Here is a 21,058-nt window from a genome sequence, read left to right as displayed (position 1 = left end):
CCTTTTCTCGAGCAGTCATTCATGTCTACGCGCTTAAGTTTGAATTTTTTCCCCATCTCTCCAATAGAGCATTCTGTGCTGCGTTGAATTGGTCCAGCAATGGCTGAAGGAGAACCTTGGCATCCGAGGCACATCCGACTCCGCCTTCTGCCTCGAGTTGATCACAAATCGCTGTTATTCGGCAAAGACCGAGATTGCGACTGCTCCCTTTCAACTTATGCGCAAGATGAACCAGAGTTCTCGAGTCAGAACTCTTCACAACTTCGGAGATTTGCTTGATCAAGCGAGGCGCTGTCTCAAGAAAAGCCGTAATGAGTTCCACGATAAATTCATCATGCACCTCACCATCAGCAGCAAGTTCTCTTAAGCTGGCAATAACGTTTAAATCAATGAGCGGAAGTTCAGCCCGGACCTCAAGTGCAGCAGTTGGCGCAAGATCCTTTCCCTGTGCTAGAAACCTATGCAGGACCAGGCGGAGGTCTTCGAGCTGGACTGGCTTCACCAGGTAATCATCCATACCCGATGCCAGGCATCTGGCTCGACCTTCTGGCAACGCATCTGCAGTCATCGCAATAATAGGCACACGACGTCCGTTTGCTCTAGCACGAATCGCACGGGTTGCCTCATATCCGTCCAGCACAGGCATTTGACAGTCCATCAATATCAGATCGTAGTTCAGACTGTCCCAAGCCAATAGAGCTTCTCTACCATCCGCAACGACATCAACCGCTACTCCAATATGAGTCAACAGGCGTTTCGCCACTTTCTGATTCACCGTATTGTCATCCGCAACCAGGATACGCATGCCTGCCTTGAGCGTATTTTGTGACTGCGAATGGTCTTCTGACCTGAGCAAGGATTCCGCATTGAAGGATACTAACGATTCAGCATCAACAAGCGACGCGATCTGATGGTAAAGCTGCGACTGTCTGATGGGTTCTCTCAATATGCTGGTAGCACCCACTAAATTAAGGGAACGTGAAGCCGTAGCTCCAGGCGCGCAAATCAACAAGATCGGCAAATCAAATCGCCCGCTCGATTTACGCAGGGTCATGATGATCCTACTAATATCTTCCGGATTTTTTTGATGACCGTCGAGGATCACCAGGCTGATTTCTCCCGCTGATGCCGCTTGTGCGGCTAGAGTCAATGATGAAGCTTCCACGGCATTCAATCCTCGACCTGCCAGCTGCTCGCGAAGAATGTGGTTCTTGCTGGCAATATCGCTCATTAAAAGAACGTTTTTGGCCAAGAGGTCGGCTCTTGATTTGGATGCTTCCGTCTTAACTTCGCTCAGTAGAACGGTAAACGAAAATGTACTTCCGAAGCCAATCTGACTTTTGACGAGAACATCTCCTCCCATGAGTTGGGAAAGCCTTTGGGCGATGGAGAGTCCAAGACCTGTGCCGCCGCGCCTATTGCGGAAATCATGCCCCACCTGGACGAACGGCTGAAAGAGACGAACACAGTCTTCTGGGGCGATGCCACAGCCCGAATCACGGACTTCGACAGTGAGGCTTAAACGTGTGTTGTCTTGAGTTTTGGCTGTGACGTAGACCGTAACATTTCCAGTTTCGGTGAATTTGATCGCATTGCTGACGAAATTGGCCAGAATCTGCCGGAGTCTGGATAGATCACCACGTAAAGTCGCCGGGACGGAAGGTTCAATGAAATTGGCGAGGACCAGGCCTTTCGCATGCGAAGCTTCTGCAAAAAGATCGAGAGTATCCTCAACCGCTGAACGGATATTGAAATCGGTCTCCTCAAGATCGGCGCGCCCAGCCTCTATTTTTGAGAGATCAAGGATGTCATTGATGACACCGAGCAGAATCTCGCCAGAACTTCGAATTGTCTCGACCGCATCCCGCTGTTCGGCATCGAGGTGAGACTCGAGGAGCAGGCTGGTCATCCCAATGACCCCGTTCATGGGAGTCCTAATCTCATGACTCATGTGCGCTAAAAATTCTGATTTCAAACGCGAGGCTGTTCTGGCTTCATCTTCAGCAGCCAGTGCACGGTGGAGCAATCGCGACCGCTCAACCGCGAGCATGAGAGTCATTTCCAAGCGAAGTGGATTGAGATGAGATTTCGGTAGATAGTCCTGCGCCCCTTCCTTGACCGCAGCAGCAACGACTTTTGCGTCGATCGAGCTACTTAGAATCACGACCGTAGCATTGGGAAAGGCCGTGATAAACTTTTGAAACGTGATAATACCCTTGCTATCGGTCACATTAAGATCCAGCAAAACCACGTCGAAAGCAAAGTCTTTCATCAGTTCGAGACCCTGCGCCAACGATGTTGTGGTGACGAGCTTGTTGACGAGCGATGTTTCTTCATTGAGACCCAAATATCTCTCAACCATATCATGGTAGTCAGTCTGGTCTTCGATAAGGAGCACAGAAATTTTGGTGTTACTTAACATAATTCTCAATTAACCCTCATTATTTTCTGCTAAGGAAGCTTTCTCAGTTTTAGCTGGCTTTGCCAGAGTCAGACCAACGCCTATCCCATAGGTGGTCGCCACACTCACGCTATCGCAAATGTCCTTGACCACTTTTCGAACGTCAAAAATCTTTTTGTCGATCGCGTTATCAGAGACCTTGACGTCTCCCCAAACTTTTCGTTTCAGCTCCGTCTTGGTCACGACCATGCCCTTGGCCTGAAGTAAACATTCAAAAAGCAGAGCTTCACTTGGGGAAAAATGAAAGCTCTTGTCCCCACAGGACACGCGGCGATAGATTTTGCTGTAGCGAAGTGGCCCAAAAATCAGCTCGTCTTTCGCGGAGAGCAGAGTCATTTCACCGATTCGAGCTTTGAGCCGCGCGGTCAGCTCCTGACGATGAAATGGTTTGCGAAGGTAGTCGTTCGCACCCGATGCCAACGCGTTGCAGATGGCATCATCAGCCTCATCGGCCGAAACGACGATAATGGGCGTAAACGGCCAGGCTTGACGAAACGTCGGAATAGCGTCGAGCCCGCATTCATCAGGACTCAAGTGCACGTCAACAAATAGCGCAAGAGGCTGATAGCTGTCGATCCGTGCAATCAGAGCTGTCGTCGATGCATAGGGAAGGGAATTGATGCCCATCGCTCTGGAGATCATTTTATGAGCGGCGGGATCATCATCGACGGTGATCGTGTATACGGCTCTCGTGTTATTCATCGGCATTCTCCTACATTGCATCAGATAGGGTTACTAGCCTTATGAAACTCTGGCCTCGGCTCGCTGTTTTTTGGGGGGCAAGCCATAGCTGAAGGTCATGACGAACACTTGATTATATTCGGGCTAAAAGCCCCAAACCATTAACTTTACTGTTACTTAGGCCCATGCCGTTAAGTAGGAATGTTTGAATTTAGCTTGTCCATCCAGGGGCTTCCCACGAACGCCGCGTGTAAATCTTCCGGTCTTATAAAAAACGCTCAGATCGCCTTATAAGGTGTCCGGGTTTGCCATGAGCAAAATCATCGTTGACCAAGCGAAGCTGGTTATTTTTAGCAGATTGACAATATATCATTAAATCGTGTGGAGTTACGTGTGCTTATTTACTTGGGTAAGATCATGAAACGCTCGGCCATGATATGGGTCTGAACCTGAGCCTAAGCGCGTTTCCAACCAACCTTCCAAGATATCCATACTCCAGGAAATATCTTGGGTTGCTGAGAAGCACGCTCCAGGATGTTGATCGTGTCGAATCAACCTGCCTTGGCCATAGAGCTCATGCTCCTTGCGGTTCTGCTCTGATGCTCGTCGTAGATTTGAAAGGTCTTGAGCACGAAATCATGAGGACTGCCCCACTTGCTCACAAAGCCGATGATGTTGGGCAATTTAAATAGACTATCCTGGATGGGTCGGTTGCTTGTGCTCACCATGACAATTGGCTTGCGCTGTGCTGTTGTGTTGAGAATCTCTGCAACGTCAAAACCAGTGGTTTTTTCGAGATCATAGTCCAGTAGAACGACATCGTAGCCGTTAAGGCTTTTATTGGAGTCTAATTTCTGCAGAGTATCCACCCAACTTAAGCGTATTCCACTTGAAGCCGCGGCTCTAATTGCAATCTTGGCAAATGAGTGATCATCATCTATGAGAAGATAGTGTAACGCTTCGTCGGCAACGGTTTGTCGCCTTGGAACGAATTGCAATACGGCGCCCAATAGATCCTTAGGCTTTACGTGGGTCGAAAACACGCCTTTGACAGCATCCGGCCAACTGGAGCGTTTGGTCTGTGCTAATGCGTCGGCACTGATAACGACGAGCGGTTTGCTATTGAGCATGCCTACGACCAGGTTGAGTTCAACTTTCAGTGAATCAATATCCACCACCGCTAAATCAAACTGATTTTCTTTTGTTAACTCTGAAAACACTTGGAAATCCCTACATAACGTCAGATCAATGCCGAGCTCTATCGCAACCTTGGCAAGTGAATTGCCAAAGGAAGTGCTGTCTTCGAGCACGAGGATTGCGCAGCTTTGCTTTAAAACATATGTCATGTGAATCTCCTTGATTGAATGCAGTTGCCTTGCTTATCAACTCCTGCTTTGCAGCATTAAATGTCAATTCGGAAAATTGTGGAAATTTATTAAGCAGATTTAGCGTGCTAGCTCGAGCACTTTGCTGCTCGGAATTAGGCTCTTATAATTATTATGCATTTTAGTAAATCCGGAAAAAAACCTGATGGTTTAATATGATGGCAGGCAAGAGCTTCCAAAGTTCTATGGCCACCCGATCCGCCGTACGGATCTGAAGCTTGCGTTAATCCCAGGGACCCGATCCGAGACGCTTCAGCTGCGGGATAATAAAACCACACAGGTGAACTCCTTTTCAGCGCTTTCGGGCGACCTTTTCCATTGAAGTGAAATCGACCTCCCCGATAAATGACCTGTCAACCGAGGTGGAAGGTGATTGTCCTGCTGGGACGTGGGATGGCGCGACCTATACAACCGGTCCGATCGTTGGGGATTGTATTTTAGGCTTCGCAGTGATCCTGAAGATTACGGCTTCGGCCGGAGACCACGTTACGGCGTCGCCGCTCGGTGATAGGCTTTCGCATTCGACCAAGGTGATTGGCTATACGGTGGCTGCCGATGATGGTTTCTTTATCTCGCGGAGTGCAGGGGGAACGTGTCCTGCTGGATATTGGAGCGGAGATACCTACTATCTCAACCGCCTCAATAGCGATTGCTCGGTTTCCTTTTCGGCCGGAACGTTTGTTGTCACAGCCAGTACCGATGCGGGGCAATACATCACCCCGAATGCATCGGCGGCCGTGAATGCGAATGAAACCGTTACATTTACTGTTAATAATGATGCAGGGAAGAATTCAATCCTTGTAACGGGGACCTGCCCTCTGGGTGCTTGGGGAGAGGGTGACGAATACACCACGGGACCGATAGCAGAGGCCTGCACGGTTATTTTCAAGTCGGAATAGCGAAAAGTGTCCCGCCCCCTTACCTGATTCGCAATTCTCTCGACCATGGCCTGGAAGAACCCGAGGAAAGGCGCCGCAAAGGCAAGAATCCTAAGGGGTGTATTCGCATGGAAATGACCCTGTCGCAGGAAACCCTCAATATCCTCATGACCGATGATGGGCGCGGGATCAATCTTTTGAAAGTCTGGCAGCGGGCGCTCGAACGCAACCTGGTTCATGAGGACGAATCCTACACAGCTATCGATGTGGCTAATTTTATTCTGACGCCTGGCTTTTCGACGGCTGAAAAAGTTACTGATATTTCGGGACGCGGCATGGGCCTTGATGCTGTGGCCAATTACCTTGAAAAACAGGGCGGCAGTCTGGAGTTGGTGCTCGAAGATCCGCGGGCCCCTCATCTGGGCATTGTTCCGCTCAAATTCCTGATCACTTTACCAAGCACCCATTTTCAGGTAGTGGCTTAGGGTTCAAGTTCACGGCGGCTTATTATGAGTCGGAAAGATTTTATTGCGGCTTCTGAAGCTTGATGTGCTGATCATATAATTTCCTGGCCGCTCCCGATTTATTCAAGGCGACGATGCCTTTATTCAAAAGGTCCACGAGCTCCGTTCGAAATGGCGAGTTGCGGCTGACCATAAGATAGAGCGGCATGCTCGGCGAATCAAGAAGGGCATGCACCAGGCTTTTGTCCTGAAAGATATTCAACCCCCCTGTCTTGGCATAACCTGTCACGATCTCAAAATTGAACAGGACGAGATCGCAGCGCCCATGTTTGAGCATCATGACAACAGATGTGAATGTCCTGGCCGGCGTTTGGATTTGAACATTTTCAAAGGGAGTGTTCTTTCGATCATAAGCATAGCCAAGTTGCCCGCAGACATTTAAGGAAGACCGAACCTCGGGTCGAGACAGGTCGGGTTTCACCCAGTCTTTGCGGTATAAAATGATTGGCGTCAATTGATAATGGGACTCTGGAAATAGGAAATCTTTTTCCCGAATCGGAGTTTTTGATCCATCCAGCACTATATCAAATTCGCCATGCTTCGCTCGCTCCAGGCACCTTTTCCACGGCAGCAGCGTAAAGACTGCCGTGCGGCCCGACTCAGCCAACAAGGCTGTTAAATAGTCGACATTGTAACCGCTGACTGCATTGGTTTTTTTACCGAGGGACCGCTCAAAATAAGTAAAGGGTGGCCACTCATCCGCGTCCCCGCAAGCTTGCAAAACCTTAGGCACCTCAGCACGCAAAGCTGTTGAAAAAGTGTTGGCAGCGACCAGCAGGAACCCGCCGATAACGTGAACAAGGCGTGTTTGGAAACGCTTCATGATAAGCCTTTCAGCATGCCGGCGGCCCTGAAGCTCCGGGTTTCCAGAGGCACGGGGTTGAGCATTGCAAAGTGCATGCACACTTTTCCGGGGGTTTCTTTGGTCCACGAGTATGAGTATAATTCGGAAACTATAATGGGAACATCAACGCGTGACCAGCGGTTTTAGGGAGTAAAAAATTAGACTCACTTCAGCTCGCAAGGCCTGGAATGCTTTATTTCTGCTCGCGGCGCAGCAGAACCCTATGATTTTGTCCGAGTACGCGCAAGCGTCCGAGGACCCTCAAGCGTCCAAGGACGCTGAAGCCGGGACGACGAAGCCGGAATACATGGTCGTGACCGCCCGCAAGCGTGAGGAAACGATCACCTCGATACCAGGCTCCGTCACCACTTTTTCTGAACAGAGCCTCGTCGACTTCAATATAGTCTCGTTTACCGACTATGCGACCAAAACTCCAAATTTGTCATTTGCCTATGGAAATGGCTCGACCGCTGGCGATCCTGCTACCGCAGTGGGAGCGGCCCGAACCATCGCGATACGTGGCGTTGCTGGCGCACGAACGACCGGCTTTTATCTGGACGAAACACCGATCCCCAATACGGTCGACCTTCGCGTTCTGGATCTTGCAGGCATTGAAGTGCTGAAAGGACCGCAGGGAACTTTGTATGGCGACGGCTCATTAGGTGGAAACGTTCGCCTGATCAGTAAACCACCTCATTTGTCACGGAACGATTTACGCTATATGTTGGGCGCCGGGCAAACCAAGGGCGGCGGTGAACCACTGAACAGCACAGGAGAGGTCGCGGGCAACCTCGTTCTTTCCGAAGGAGTCGCTGCCCTGCGCCTCGCTACTTTCTTTGACGATAGCGCCGGCTATCTGACCCGCACTTATCTGTCGGATATCAACGACCCTCAATCACCCCGCATCAAAGTCGACAACCAGGGCGCTACCAACAGCAAGGGTGGATCCATTTCTGCGCTCTGGCGTATCAGCCAGGATCTGGACCTTGGGTTGCGGATGCTGCATTAAAGTTCGCATGCCAACGGCTACCCTGCTGCCTATGCACCCCTACCCACTTTCAAACCGACTGAGATGATCGAACATACGGCTGACATTCAGCCCGTGGTGGACGACAGTATCAACATGCCCTCACTGACGTTCACGTGGCGGGGTGAGTCCTGGAATCTGGTCTCGACGACGAGCTATTTTTCCCGCGACACGCGTGATGTCGAGGATTCCACGGAGGGTACAGCGCAGTACTGGGAAACCACAATTCCGCAGGGATTCGCCTGGACAGCTCATCATAAACTCCGGCAGATTTCTCATGAAACACGGCTTGCCTTCCATCCGCCCGACAGCAATCTGAGCGGAACGATCGGTTTTTTCCACGCCCGCAGTCGCGGTACTTTTTCCATCGACCGCATCGAAGGCCTGCTCGGCGACGCACCCGGAACCATGTCCCTCCTCTGGGAACAAATGAGCCAAACAACTCACAATGACAGAGCAATGTTCACGGAACTCGACTACAAATTTGCCGAGAAATGGACCCTGACGCTAGGCGATCGCTACTATTGGCTCGACCAATCCAATGATCTGACTTTCGATATTACGAGCACTCATTTTGCCTCCAAAAATAATAACAAGGACAGCGGCCACACGCCCAAGCTTGCCTTGTCGTATCAGCCTTCCGAGCAGGCTCAGGTCTATGCTTCAGGTTCTCAGGGGTTTCGCGCGGGCGGTGCCCAACTCGACCCTACCGGCTTTGGCTGTGAGTCATCCCTGGATGAGATGGGCCAGACGGCGCAATCCATTACAAAAATAAAGGCTGACACCCTGACGAGCATCGAACTCGGCGGCAAGATCGATTTTCCAAACCCAGGGCTGCTCCTGTCTGGATCGTTGTTTCGCATCAATTGGGACAGGATTCAACAGCCCCTGTTTCTGGCCAGCTGTGGATTCTATTTGCAGGGCAATGCGGGGGCGGCGCGCATCAACGGCGGCGAGTTCGAGCTGGCGGGTCACGTAACCCCTGCATGGAAAATCCGGGCGGGTGCCGGCTATCAGGACGCGCGTATCACGAAACAGGGTTTAACCGGGCAACCGGTGGGTTCGCGTGTTTATCAAACACCGAAATGGAACGGCACTCTGGGCAACGTCTACACCACACGTCTCAATGAAACAAGGACCGCGTTCGGCAGCGTCGACTCTAGCTATACAGGGGACAGTATTTCAGCCAATGCCGCTCCTGGTATCAACCTCAAGCGTCAGGGTTATGCTTTGGTCAATGCTCGAGCGGGTGTGGGCTGGGACAAATCCGAACTTGCCTTGAACGTTCATAATGTTGGCAACAGTCGTCCCAATTTGGGCGATATTGGTTACATTGGCTACACGCGCTGGGTCGATCCGCCAGCCAATACTGTTCCCTTGCCGCAGGTTGTGACCCTGCCGCCGCGGAATTTCATGATCCAGTACCGTCAATCGTTCTGAATCCTGACATGATGCTCGTACAATTTTTTAGCGGTACCCGATTTCTTGAGGTGAGCGATGCCTTGATTCAACAGCGCCACCAGCTCCGTCCGAAAAGGCGAGGATCGACTGACCATAAGATAGAGCTGAGTTTTTATCGTTGGCAAATCGAGGGGAGCATAGGACAGGCTTTTGTCCTGCAGAACACTCAATCCCCCAATTCTGGCATAACCTGCCAGAATCTCCAGGTCGTGCAGAACGAGATCACAGCGTCCATATTTAAGCATCATAACCACGGATTTGAAGGACCTGGCCGGCATTTGGATTTGCAGTTTTTCAAAGGGGGTGTCTTTGAAATCGTAGGCATAACCCAGCTGACCACAAATATTAAACGATGACCAGGCGTCGGGTCGAGCCAGGTCGGGCTTGCCCAGTTTTTGCGGTAGAGAACAACAGGCGTCAAATGGTAATGGGACTCCGGAAATACGAAATCCTTTTCTCGAACCGCGGTTTTCGCTCCGTCCAAAACAATGTCGAAGTCGCCGCGCACAGCTCTATCCAGACAGCGTTTCCATGGCAGCAGCGTAACGACCGCTGTACGGCCCGATCCAGCCAGTAAAGTCGAAAGAAAGTCGGCATTGTAGCCGGCCACCACGTTGGTTTTCTTGCCAAGGGACCGTTCAAAATAAGTGAAAGGCGGCCACTCATCTGAATCCCCGCATACACGCAAGACCTTGGGCACTTCCGCGCGCAAAGGCGCGGTAAAAGTATTCGCGGACACCAGCAGCAACGCGGCGATGAGGTGGACCAGATGTGCTTTCAGACTCTCCATGATGGACTTAAGCCCCTCAATGCTCTGGTGGACGGGTGGAATGATGACGGCAAGGCTACAAAGAGGAGCCTGACGTCAGGATAACTCCATAGGGCAAAAGGGGCTAGTGTTGGTTCGTGTTCTTATGAGGTTTTCGAGCATGGGCTCCGGAGGATCGGTCGTATGAAGAGCCGATCTCCGCGGTGGAATTTGAAACGCTCAACGGTTGGTTTTAGCGATTCAATGTGGGCAGTGGGAACTGAGGCTGATATTTTATTGAGGCACGTTAAAGCAAATTTCCAGCCTTTCAGAATCACATGAATCATATTTAATCTTATTAATAAAACTTGCTGAATCATGCTGGCATTCGCATTGACTGCTTCCACATTTGACTTCAAACGCAGTGCTATCGCATTTCCAAAAAGCCTGGCACTGACCATCCATGTTTACGACCCTGATGGAAACCTCGCTTGCATTTTCACACCTTTGATCAATCAAATTGTTTCTGCTTTCGCTGCGAATTGTATCCGCAAGGCTTGGCGAACCCAATGACAGTAGAGCCAGCGTTACCATAAAAACTGTAGAGATGCGCATAACTACAATCTCCGAATCAAGTTGTGAACAAATAGGGGGTGACACGGCCACTCGAAGGAGCTTCCGTGCCACCCGCCTCATGTATTATTCTGATACTGCAACGGCATTGGCAACAGCCACGGCGTCACCCACAACAGAAACCGCTATGGCGACAGATACTGCGATAGCAGGGCCGCCTTCACTGACAGCCATTGAATCGGCAACTGCCATAGCAGTACCGACATGGGTTTGAGCTGAAGCGAGCGATTCCGCTGCTGCTTTGGCCTTACCTTTAGTAAATGCACTCGATGTCGCAAAGGCTTGAGCACGTCCGACTAAAGTCATCGCTTGTGCCAATGAACGCGCAACAACACGACCTTTGGCCGACCCTGCATGAGCACTGGCATCGGCAATAGCATCACCAATGGCAGTTTTTGCTTTCACGGCAGCTTTGGCAACAACGGCAGCCTCAGCAGCACCAATCCGGAGCATTTCTTGTTGATCGAGCTCATCAAGTGTCTCTGACTCAGAATAGTCTGACGTGGAAGCAAGGCCAGGAACCGCGCCTCCCATGGAAACTGCAACGCCGACGGCACCAACCATACAATTTTTTAAAACGTTTTTGAGACTCATAGCTTTCCCTCATGAATAATTTTCATATCTCGAAATGCACGGCGAATGCATCATTTCTCCATAAATATAAGTACTTTCTTCAAATACTGAGTCCTCGCGTGACCCAGATGCGTTATTTCACATCCGATGCAGAAAGTGGAAGTCTTAAATCGTCATCTTCCTAAAACGTAAAGATGGAGATGCCGGGAGAAAATTAATCAAACAATAAAGCAGGACATTCGTTGTCATACGAAATCCATGCAGCACGAACATTTATTCATGAGTGACTTGAAGCATGCGCAACAAAGATTATGGGGCGCATTTTCTAAGCAGTCTGCATCTTGCAAGCCTGGCTTGGGATGCCCAGAGCGATGGCCAAAGCCCATGCTTTCAACCGTCACCCTGGTCGCCTAACTATTGGCAGAGCCTTTTCATCAATGAGTAAACACGAACCCGCGAATCTTTAACGCTCTTAAATTTGTCACATTCGCCTTCATCATAGAGCTCTTGAATAGCTGGAATAACAGCATCCTTGCAGCCAGATTCCAAAGCACGAATTTCAGAGGGTGAATCGCACAGCTCAACTGCCCCGACTTCAGCCATCTCTGATACCGCCGCCTCAGGCTGCTTGATGCAGTATTCGATCGCAGCAACCTCCTCAGCAAACATTTTACCATCCTGGTAGCATGCGCCCGTCCAGGAATGTCCGTAGGCTGCACTCGTAAGAAACCCTATGACGACCAATATCTGCTTCATAAATAACCTCTGTGGGAATAGGAATTGAAGATAGGAAAAGAGATCTCATCGAGAGATGGCATAAGAAAAATGTCGTGCGAAAGCAATTCTCAAATATTCCTTTCAACTATTCTTACGCAAATATCACCTGCTGCTAGGGTATCAACCACCTTGTTTTCACTTATTCGATAGCATCGGTGCGGCCCAGATATCGCACCAATGGCAGTTTCCATGCGCTATGGACAAAGTATGTCCTTTTAACGCCAGATCCAGTCTTTTACTCTAAACAATGGGGATTTTAATGTGGTAATCTGTATACAAAATAACAGGAGCGATTATGAACCGCCGTGACATGATTTTGCAAACTGCGACCTCTGTGGGAACTCTGGCCGTCGGGCTTGCCGCAGGTACTCAGGCCCTTGCTGCTGATAAGCCGGTTGCCACAGGAAACTTTTCAAAACTAGCCGATACCGCTCACGCCTGTGTCAAGACCGGTTTGATCTGTATGAGTCATTGTCAAAAAGAATTGGCACAGGGCAATAAGTCCATGGCCGAATGCCTGAAAAGTGTTATGGAGTTAGTCGCTGCGTGTGAGAGCCTTGAAAAACTGGCTCTCTATGGATCCGCTCATACTAAAGACTTTGCCAAAGTTACGGCGAAAATCTGTGCCGACTGCGCGAAAATTTGTGAAAAACACGCTCAACATATGGAAATCTGTAAAGCCTGTATGGAAGCCTGCAAAGAATGCGAAAAGGCTTGTGCAGCGGCTTGAGCTCCCTCACCATGCAACCTATTAATGCAAAACGGGGGCTTCCAGATGGAAAGCCCCCGTTCGATAGGAAAGAATCGTTAGTTGGTGAGCTTGGCCTGATCACCCAGACCGGTCTTATAGAGATGACGGATGGCTTTGAAATCGCCTTCGGTCACGTCATCTGTTCCGTCGCTGTACCCCATAACACTTTTGTAATGTTCATGGCCCTGATCCGAGTCATCGAATTCATGGCCGAGTCCAAAGAAGTGGCCAATTTCGTGAATCGTGGTCGGGCTGGGTTGACCCTTTAATTGGCCACCGATGTGGTCAGCAAATAAAAAGATGTCACTGTCGATCAGCTCTTTGCTGGCGAAGTTGATGCCTGGCAGGTTCATGCCGCCGACAAAGAAGTTGGTGCTGTTTTCGGCCTTGAACTGATTGACGATGAACACGCAGTGACTGTTCAGATCCGAGAATGGGGGGAACTGGGTTTTGACGCTATAGCTGACGCCTTTGAATTCTTCACCTGCCTGACGCGAAGGATCCGCATACCAGGCCTCCAGACTCAATTGAATCGAATCTTGTTGCTGCTTGGGGACTGCACCGCAGAGATCCAGGGAAATGGGACCTTCCCACTTCACAGGGCTGTGCCCATTCAGGAAGTTGAAGTTTTTGTCTTCGGGAGACGCGGTCAAAGCATTGACCTCGGCGGAATCAGCGAAAGTCAGGGTGATCAAGCCCCGGCCTTGGGCGGAATTACTGAAGCTGCCGAGAATACTGAACGCTTTACCATCCTGCTTCAAACTATAGTGTTCGATCGCCAGGGAATTGCCGTCGACGTCGCTCAATTCGAGCACGCCGTTATTCACTTTGAAACCAAAGCTTGGGTAATCGATCTTGCTGTTTTCCGGACGATAGACAACGCGACCGCCCTCTTCGACGAAAGAATAACGAACCAGTTCGGATCCTTCATCGTCGTCGGTTGTTTTGTTATCTTCCTCGACCTCAGAGAAGTCTTTGGGATTAACCTGCTTTTCTTTTTCGATGAATAACCCGCCGCCCGCAAAATGAAAACCATTGAAGGTTTTAAAGTTTTCGGTGGTCAAAAAGGATTTTTTATCTTGAGTGGAACCCGCTATGAGCTGCTGCGGATTGCCGTGAACGAACATGACAACAGGGGCTGTCGTATTCTTTTTCGACTTTTTCTTGTTTCCACAAGCAGGCAAAACCATGGAGGCGACTGCTAAAGATAGGGCGATCGAGGTTGTTTTCATAGTGTGTTGATATCCTTGGATCGTTCAATAGACTCATATGACATAGCTTAAGTAACTGATTACCTGCTATGCTTTTGAACCAATATTGCTTCATCAGTCAAGATTAATTCCTTTGAATTCGCCAGGCAGGATCCACGCCGATTCAACCGATATTCTATTGAAATGATAAGGAAAAGAGAGGCCTCGAAAGACTGCCGCAGGGCCAATAATGAAGTGAATGGGGTGGAGTCGAAATAAAGATATCGTTCTCAAGGGAGGGGGAAAGGCTGGGAGGCCGCCTGTATAAACCCGGCGGCCTTTGGATTAGAAGAAGAAACGCATTCCTAACTTGTCATCATAGCTCGCCGCTCCGCTGGAGAAACGAGTCCAGAGGACAGTGCCAGCCTTCAGGTTGGTGATCAGAGTTTCCACACCCGAAGCTGTGCTGTTGGTGTTGATTTGAGCGGTCGCGATATCAATCGTTCCGGTCGGAGTTTTGGGAATCCTCACGCCAACGTTGAGTGTATCGGAGTCAAACTTAAGGCTCATATAACCGCCGTCGCCTTTGATCAGGAGCTGCAATTCGCTCTCGGTCGCAGCCACCCAACCCGCCGTCGTCTTCTTCAAATACTTGTAGCTGATACCACTCAGTGTATCATCCGCAGTATCCGCTGTACCCTTATCACTGGTGTTGTATTTCACCAGCAGGATCACAAAGCCAGCGCCGGCGCTGAAATCAGAGACTTTCACATCGGTCCAGGTGAAGACTTTTCCGCCTGCGTCCAACACATAAGTGCCTTCAGGAGGGGTTGCAACTTCCTGGCCCAACTGATAACGCTCATAGTTCGAGTCTTCAGTATAGTTGTGGGTACACCAGTCGCCTGCGGCCAGAGTTCCACCGGATGGGAGCTCCGTACAGGTCGAGGACTGCACAGTCAACGCCGACTCAAACTTCCACTTGTAGCTGGTAGGTGCCGAAGCGAAGATTGTTTTTTCCAATTCCGGGATGATGCCGGTTCCTGTGTAAGAAACGTTAAGGTTCGCCAAACCGCCGACAACGTCATCAGCAAACTTATCTTTCAGGCTTGTGTGAAGAACAGTGGCGCCGCCTGTGGCCTGGACTAAGAAGCGGTTGTGGAAATCAAGCGGGAAACGAACTTCCGTTCCTGTGCGGACACCTTCAGCATCCACGACAACGGCGTCCAAAACACCATCACCGTCGATATCAGGATTGATATAACGCAAGGAAACGTCATCGATCGCACCAAAAGTTGTCGCTGTGTCGGTGCTCATGCCAATGGCTTCCAGGATATCAGCATAGGAAGTCGATGTTGCAGCAGCGCCACCCACAGTTGGGGTGACTTCGCCCATCTTGAGGCCGATGTTGCCACGGGTTGGTGAAATGGTGTCCAGGGTTTCCGCAGCGAAGCGGCTGACCATCATGTCAGCACCGGTTTTGGTGGCATCGACATAGGCCAGTGTCCAGGGTGAAGGCTCAGGTGTTTTGCCGGCGTTTTCCTCGGCGCCTTCTTTGATCGCGGCAAGCAACTCTTCATCACTCATGTCAGCGACTTCAACCGCGACTGTAGGATTCTGCTTCTCGAGTTTGGCGCGATCCAGCGTGCCATCGGCATTGATATAGATCGTGAAATCATTCTCATCCGTTGTAGGAATCATCAAACGGAATTCGCCCGTGTCGGCGTCGACTGGGAAAGCGAGCTTTCTGCCACTTTCCGTATTGAGCGCCACCACGTGTGTGATATTCACGCCAGCAGTCAAAAGACCGCCCAGCAGCAAGCTTCCTGTAACGGCGAAACCTTCCGTACCATCACCCAACTCTTCGGTCGAGTCAGTCGACGCAGTTTCCTCAGATTTGGATTTGCCACAGGCATTCACCAGGACCAAACTTGTAAGTAATGAAAGCGAAATAAAGTTTCTCAAACGGCTACCCCTACTTCTAGGTTGAATACATGACGCGGAGTATGGGGTTACCACCTCCTACCCATAATTCATCGGCCAGAAATGGAAGTTTTTATGTTTTCATTTCATACTTGTCGGGCATAAATCATGCGATGACGGATCTAGACGGTCATCTTTGAAGTTGGAAAATGAACAAAAAAAACCCATTCATTCTTAAATTCTTCGCAGTCCCCTTGGTCGCATAGAGCAGGCGTACTCTTATAAAGTTCATGATCTGTCTTCAATTGATGACAGAGATAAAGTGTAAAATTACGTCGTTGTCGAAGCTACGTTTTTGATCTATTAAAATCCTGCCTCACAGGCGCCTCTTTCCGAGAACGTCCTCTAGGACATGTCCTCCATCGCACACACTTTGGAATGGGAGCATACCTGCATGAAATGGATTTCCACTTTTTTAACGACTTGTTTCGTATTCACCTTCAGCTGTACAGACAGCGAGGGAAAATCACCTACACTGGCCACCCAGGATACGCCTCGGCTCATCACGGAGGGCATCACACTCCATGCGGAACGCCTGGGTTCACAAACAGGGACACTGCTCGTCTCCAATGGGATACCCTTTGCACCCGGCACGATTCCATCCACGGAATCTCTTGTCCTCCTGGATGGAACGAATGAAATCGCGACGTTCATAAAACCCCTGGCTCAGTGGCCCGACGGTTCCGTACGTTCGGCCCTTGTGCAGTTCGAACGGTCGGCAGAAAAGTTTCCAGCCACGCTGACCTTAAAGGCCAACAGTAGCCCGACACGACCCGCGCGAGCGGCTGCACCGATACCACGCATACCCGCAGCGGTGGCGTTTCCAAGTGCAGACTATCTCACGTCCACAACAGCCTTGGGGCGGCTCCTGCCCGCAGGGCGTTCGGAACTCTTGCCTGACCCCAAACATCGCGAGACGATGGACCGTTATGATAGACGTCAGCGTGAAGGTTTTGATCGGCTCAAGGGATCTGATGATTGGGGACCCGATGCTCGACTGGACGGATACTATTCGACAAGTCTCAACTGGTATCTGCATTTTGTTCGGACGGGTAACCTGGAGGTTTTTGGTTGGGCACGCCGCGAACTTCTCCACTATCGTGACGAGCAGATTGTCCAAAGCGGTCCAGATGCGGGTAAAATGAACGGACGCAGGGAAACCCGTTATCTCTATCTTCGTGCGCTCGAAGCCGATTATCTCCTCACAGGTGATCCCGAAAACCTGCGCGTCGGCAAGCTCATGGCGGACTATCTTCTCAAGGCTAATCCGGTCGACTTTTTCTTCTTTCCGAAAAATGGCCACAAATTTTGGACGGAGCGTGAAGCAGCATTCCCCTTACTGGGTCTCATGACTTATGGTCGAATGAGTGGGGAAACCAGGTATCTGGATGCGGTCAAACCAAGGATGGAAAATCTTCTGAAAACCCAGAATCAATACACCGATGGAGGTTGGATACATAACCTTTATAACCACGATACGGAAGAATGTCCGGATGAGAATGCCTATGGTGGTTCACCGTTCATGACCGGCTTGCTCTTCGAAGCCTTGATCGCGTATCACGAATGGTTTCAGGATCCCCGCATGATCGAATCCGTAAAGAAAGCGGTGGACTGGCTTTACCGGACGGCGTGGTTAGGCCAAGGTTTCGCATATATGACCGCATGCGGCTATCAAAAAGGTGAAGGCCTGCTGGACGATCTGCAGGGCCCCCAACCTGATCTGAATTTGTTAATCGTGCAAGGCTACGGTTTCGCTTACTGGGCCGGTGGCAAGGACCCACGCTATCTGGAGATGGGTTGGGATGTCTTCTACAAAGGCGTCACCTTCGGAAATATTCTCAATCGAAAACAGTTCAATCAAGCCTATCGATCGAGTGGCCCCTTCCTTTGGTATGCCGCTCAATGAAGAACAGTGGGATCCAGCGCTTGCGAGTGGAAATCGAAGCCGAATCCATACCAACGCTTTGAGGCCTTTTTCGGGCATCTGCAACACACTGATTTTTAACTATATATCACCAAACTTAAGTTTCTTGCCATAGGACCGATACCCCCGAGTCTTTTCACGACCGGGGGACCTTTCCATGATTCGACTCATGCTTGTGATCCTTTTTCTTGGTTTGATGCCTGCGTGCAAGGAAAGAAAAGCGCTGGAAGGCACAGTGGAAGAGACGACAACATCAGCCGACCAGATTGTGGAATCGGACATCATCGTTCCCGAAGAGCGTGAGGAAGAAACTGCCATCGAACCCATTCCCGTGGTCCTGCCTGACGAGCCCAAGCCTGTTCCACCACCACCCATCGTACTCGTGAAGCCCAATGAAAAATATAATGAATACTGCAGCTATGCGAAAAAGCTGGAAACGACGGACAGTACAATCAAACTCACGACAGAAAACTTCAGTCTGAAACTTGAAACCTTGGCCAGTGACTCGATCCAATGCCTGGTCGCGATGGATGCAACCATCCCCAAGGGCAAGCGTCTGGTACCCGTCATCCTCCCTCAATTCTATTATGCAGCGCTGGGGATGCTGTCCACCGGTCAAAGCCTGCAGGTTGATGTGAGTCTTCTGACTTTGGCCGGCGATACCATAGAAGCCTCTCTCGAATATCAGAACATGGCTATGGGTCCCATTGCCAACGACACTGAATTCGTGCGCTCCATGCAGCTCATGCGTCGCATCAGTCCCCCTTGCCAGACCATGGAGTCGGCGAAGAGAACTCTCGCCATGTTGATCGTCCTGACCCTGAACAAGGGGACATCAACCACCGTCCCCAACGTGATGACTCGTGATCTTCCCCGGGTTGACTACGTCCTCGAAAACTGCACCTGACATGGTGCCGGACCATCGGCTGGGAACTGTCCAGGATGCCGACAGGGTCCGGCTTCTGAACCTGCAGTCTGGACTTTTTTCGCCGCAAAGGATCCCAAGCTGGCGATTTTTCAAGCCCTGAAAATAACAGGGTAAGGCACGAATACTGCTAAATAACAGGTCTACGAGGCACCACAGTCGAGGAATCCCATGACGTCGATACCATCATCCTACTGTCTGGAAATCCGTACGCCGGGAGCCTCTTATGCGATTTATAATGTCAGCTCTTTGCCTTTTTCTTCTGTTCGAAATAAGCGCCTGCTCCAAAAAGCGGCCTCCCAAACCTGAATCCATAGCCACCGGAAATTCATTGGATGCCGTTCCCTTAGGAGCTGACCTGGTCGGCGGACTGCGCGCCAACCAATATCAGGATCTCGGCAAATTTCAAATAGCCTTTCAATCGATTGCTATTAAAAAATTTTTCCGGGGTCATGACCGTATCAAAGGCTTCATGTTTGGGAATATCATTCACCAGCTCGCCGAAATCCACGCCGTCGATTGAACCAGGCAACACGCTGCGGCGTCTGGTTGCCTTGGGCGTCTATTCCAGTTTCGATGGACAGAAACCGGTTTCGTTCCGGGACAACGGTCAGCCTCAACCAGCTCAGGATAACCCGGGTGCGGCTTATGCTGATATTTTTGGAAGCTTCACGCCGAGCGCGGGCGGTTCCGGAGCCTTGCGCCTGGCGCAGATCGATATTCAGCAGGGACGCAAGCGTATTATTGATTTTATCCGTGATGACCTTCGCCAGGTGAAACGTAAACTGGGCCCCCTGGAAGGCTCGATGTTTGAAGCGCATGTGCTGGCTTTGGATGATCTCGGCAAGGAAATTAAACGTCAGGAATCCATCAGCAATCAAACCTCGCCCGTGTCCAGCGTGTCCTGCAATCCAAAGGCTCTGGAAGGCATCATACCCACGGCGGGAGGTGTCGATCCCAATAGCTGGCCCAAGTGGTATCATCGGACCGAAGCCACCGCGGCCATCAACAAAGTCAATCGGGAAATGATGGTCCAGGCCCTGGCCTGCGGCATCACGCGTGTTGGACTTTTGCAGTATGGCTTTTCGGATGTGGATCGGGAGTTCACGTTCGAAGGCAATCCGGCATCTGGGATCGCCTATCATAGTTTATCGCACGCCAATACCCCAGCGTTTCATGCCATTCAAAAATCCATCATGACGGAAGTCGCCGCGTTGATCACTCAGTTAAAAGGTGTAAAACTGGGGGACCGGACTCTGTTTGACGAGACGCTGATGCTGGTGTCCAGTGATATTGGCGAGAATCCCAACAACCATGATGGTGTGAATATTCCAGCGTTCCTGGCTGGACGCTTAGGTGGTAAATTGCCGGGCGGACGATTAGTCGAGTACGCGTATGATCAGTACAACAGCAACGCCAACACCCCCTGGAACCATCTGCTGGTGAGCTTTGCTCATCTGATGGGACAAACCGATATTCAAACGATTGGCAATGCCAGTTTCAGTGGACCTCTCAAGGAAGTCGTGGGTTAATGCACGACACCAGCCGAACGCTGCTCGTTCGGCTTATTTTATAGCCTTCCGATCCCATCCAGAAAGCTGGACATGAGCTCCAGAATTCTGCACACATTCCATCGTGCACGGCCATCCAGCCAATTCTTTTCTCTCCGGATTATCACGACTTAAGTTTTGGTCCTCGGCTTGCTTGGCGCCGACTAACGAACGACTTCAGAGCTTGTCAGGGAGACAGGCGGAAACGTTCCGTATCGGAGTACAAGACATGAAAAACGTCTCACTTTTGATCCTCGCATCGTGGGCAGGTCTCAGCCAGGCTTCGACCACTACGGCATCACGCCTGCTCTGTCCTGCCGTCTATGCTCCTGTATGTTCAGATGCGAACGGCGCGCAAGGACCGGCACGGTTTTTCAACAACTTTTGTGAGGCTGCCCACGCGGACTATACGCCACGCAATCAAGGAGCCATGATTCAGTTTGATATTGTTGGGGAGGATTTCTGGGTCTATACCACGTCGGCCGCAGCCATTGCCGAGGCTCACGGCCTTCTGGCTTCAGGAAAACTCAAAGTACCTTTGATGATGCTCGCCGATGGGGCCTCATGCAGTGGCCTCTGGACCTTTCATGCAGTTCCTGACTCACTGACCTTTGCGGACGTCACGATTGAGCTGTGCGATGGACGGCCGTCCTATGTGGAAGAGAACAAAAAGGAATGGCTGCAGAAAGTAAAGAATTATTGTCCATGGAATGCACGTGTGATTGGAGTTTACGAACCCTTGTGAA

At 50.6% G+C, this 21,058-nt stretch carries 20 protein-coding genes; 10 read left to right on the top strand and 10 right to left on the bottom strand.

The features are described from left to right. Nucleotides 1-25: 25 nt before the first annotated feature. The 3 genes from VE954_RS12360 to VE954_RS12350 form a co-directional block, all read right to left on the bottom strand. Complete coding sequence (locus VE954_RS12360) at nt 26-2,422, bottom strand: response regulator (protein WP_324953219.1); 2,397 nt, start codon at nt 2,420-2,422, stop codon at nt 26-28. A 9-nt stretch (nt 2,423-2,431) separates the two neighbouring features. Then, complete coding sequence (locus VE954_RS12355; protein WP_324953114.1) at nt 2,432-3,163, bottom strand: response regulator transcription factor; 732 nt, start codon at nt 3,161-3,163, stop codon at nt 2,432-2,434. 530 nt (nt 3,164-3,693) lie between these two features. Beyond that, nucleotides 3,694-4,488 carry a response regulator gene (locus tag VE954_RS12350; protein WP_324953112.1) on the bottom strand — a complete coding sequence of 265 codons (795 nt, stop codon included), beginning with the start codon at nt 4,486-4,488 and terminating at the stop codon, nt 3,694-3,696. 362 nt (nt 4,489-4,850) lie between these two features. Here VE954_RS12350 and VE954_RS12345 point away from each other — a divergent pair, with 362 nt between their 5' ends. Together VE954_RS12345 and VE954_RS12340 are read left to right on the top strand one after the other, a co-directional pair. Then, complete coding sequence (locus tag VE954_RS12345; RefSeq protein WP_324953110.1) at nt 4,851-5,426, top strand: hypothetical protein; 576 nt, start codon at nt 4,851-4,853, stop codon at nt 5,424-5,426. Next, nucleotides 5,372-5,890: an ATP-binding protein gene (locus VE954_RS12340; RefSeq protein ID WP_324953217.1), complete on the top strand. Its 519-nt coding sequence runs from the start codon at nt 5,372-5,374 to the stop codon at nt 5,888-5,890. Before VE954_RS12345 ends, VE954_RS12340 begins: the two co-directional genes overlap by 55 nt. 40 nt (nt 5,891-5,930) lie before the next feature. On the opposite strand, the gene VE954_RS12335 is transcribed toward VE954_RS12340, so the two are convergent. After that, entirely contained in the window at nt 5,931-6,752 is an 822-nt protein-coding gene (locus VE954_RS12335) for a substrate-binding periplasmic protein (RefSeq protein ID WP_324953108.1), read from the bottom strand. A 244-nt stretch (nt 6,753-6,996) separates the two neighbouring features. Here VE954_RS12335 and VE954_RS12330 point away from each other — a divergent pair, with 244 nt between their 5' ends. Then, the gene (locus VE954_RS12330; RefSeq protein WP_324953106.1) at nt 6,997-7,782 is read left to right on the top strand and encodes a TonB-dependent receptor plug domain-containing protein; all 786 of its coding nucleotides are present in this window, start codon (nt 6,997-6,999) and stop codon (nt 7,780-7,782) included. A 63-nt stretch (nt 7,783-7,845) separates the two neighbouring features. Further along, on the top strand, nt 7,846-9,240 hold the full coding sequence (locus VE954_RS12325) for a TonB-dependent receptor (protein WP_324953104.1): 1,395 nt from the start codon (nt 7,846-7,848) through the stop codon (nt 9,238-9,240). On the opposite strand, the gene VE954_RS12320 is transcribed toward VE954_RS12325, so the two are convergent. From VE954_RS12320 to VE954_RS12305, 4 genes are all read right to left on the bottom strand, one after another. Then, the gene (locus VE954_RS12320; RefSeq protein WP_414698997.1) at nt 9,228-9,515 is read right to left on the bottom strand and encodes a hypothetical protein; all 288 of its coding nucleotides are present in this window, start codon (nt 9,513-9,515) and stop codon (nt 9,228-9,230) included. The two genes, VE954_RS12325 and VE954_RS12320, sit on opposite strands and share 13 nt — an antisense overlap. Further along, a complete protein-coding gene (locus VE954_RS12315) occupies nt 9,506-10,051 on the bottom strand; it encodes a hypothetical protein (RefSeq protein WP_324953102.1) in 546 nt (181 codons plus the stop codon). Before VE954_RS12315 ends, VE954_RS12320 begins: the two co-directional genes overlap by 10 nt. Before the next feature lie 657 nt (nt 10,052-10,708). Continuing rightward, complete coding sequence (locus VE954_RS12310) at nt 10,709-11,236, bottom strand: hypothetical protein (RefSeq protein WP_324953101.1); 528 nt, start codon at nt 11,234-11,236, stop codon at nt 10,709-10,711. Nucleotides 11,237-11,629: 393 nt separating this feature from the next. Continuing rightward, complete coding sequence (locus tag VE954_RS12305) at nt 11,630-11,971, bottom strand: hypothetical protein (protein ID WP_324953099.1); 342 nt, start codon at nt 11,969-11,971, stop codon at nt 11,630-11,632. Nucleotides 11,972-12,287: 316 nt separating this feature from the next. On the opposite strand from VE954_RS12305, the gene VE954_RS12300 reads away from it, so the two are divergent. Then, a complete protein-coding gene (locus VE954_RS12300) occupies nt 12,288-12,722 on the top strand; it encodes a Csp1 family four helix bundle copper storage protein (RefSeq protein ID WP_324953097.1) in 435 nt (144 codons plus the stop codon). Nucleotides 12,723-12,799: 77 nt separating this feature from the next. Here VE954_RS12300 and VE954_RS12295 read toward each other — a convergent pair whose 3' ends face one another. Continuing rightward, a complete protein-coding gene (locus tag VE954_RS12295; protein ID WP_324953096.1) occupies nt 12,800-13,975 on the bottom strand; it encodes a hypothetical protein in 1,176 nt (391 codons plus the stop codon). 303 nt (nt 13,976-14,278) lie between these two features. After that, nucleotides 14,279-15,895, bottom strand: coding sequence for a hypothetical protein (locus tag VE954_RS12290; RefSeq protein WP_324953094.1), 1,617 nt, complete (start codon nt 15,893-15,895; stop codon nt 14,279-14,281). Between the two features lie 412 nt (nt 15,896-16,307). Here VE954_RS12290 and VE954_RS12285 point away from each other — a divergent pair, with 412 nt between their 5' ends. From VE954_RS12285 to VE954_RS12265, 5 genes are all read left to right on the top strand, one after another. Continuing rightward, entirely contained in the window at nt 16,308-17,819 is a 1,512-nt protein-coding gene (locus tag VE954_RS12285) for a hypothetical protein (RefSeq protein WP_324953092.1), read from the top strand. A 175-nt stretch (nt 17,820-17,994) separates the two neighbouring features. Then, on the top strand, nt 17,995-18,744 hold the full coding sequence (locus VE954_RS12280; protein ID WP_324953090.1) for a hypothetical protein: 750 nt from the start codon (nt 17,995-17,997) through the stop codon (nt 18,742-18,744). Nucleotides 18,745-18,988: 244 nt separating this feature from the next. Next, nucleotides 18,989-19,285, top strand: a complete 297-nt coding sequence (locus VE954_RS12275; RefSeq protein ID WP_324953088.1) for a hypothetical protein — start codon at nt 18,989-18,991, stop codon at nt 19,283-19,285. Continuing rightward, nucleotides 19,239-20,294, top strand: coding sequence for a DUF1552 domain-containing protein (locus tag VE954_RS12270; protein ID WP_324953086.1), 1,056 nt, complete (start codon nt 19,239-19,241; stop codon nt 20,292-20,294). Before VE954_RS12275 ends, VE954_RS12270 begins: the two co-directional genes overlap by 47 nt. 247 nt (nt 20,295-20,541) lie before the next feature. Then, entirely contained in the window at nt 20,542-21,057 is a 516-nt protein-coding gene (locus VE954_RS12265; RefSeq protein WP_324953084.1) for a hypothetical protein, read from the top strand. The last annotated feature ends 1 nt before the right edge of the window (nt 21,058 follow it).

Source organism: Oligoflexus sp., assembly GCF_035638955.1.
Taxonomy (GTDB): domain Bacteria; phylum Bdellovibrionota_B; class Oligoflexia; order Oligoflexales; family Oligoflexaceae; genus Oligoflexus.
Note: the sequence above shows the minus strand (reverse complement) of the source record. Positions and strands in the feature narration are given on the sequence as shown.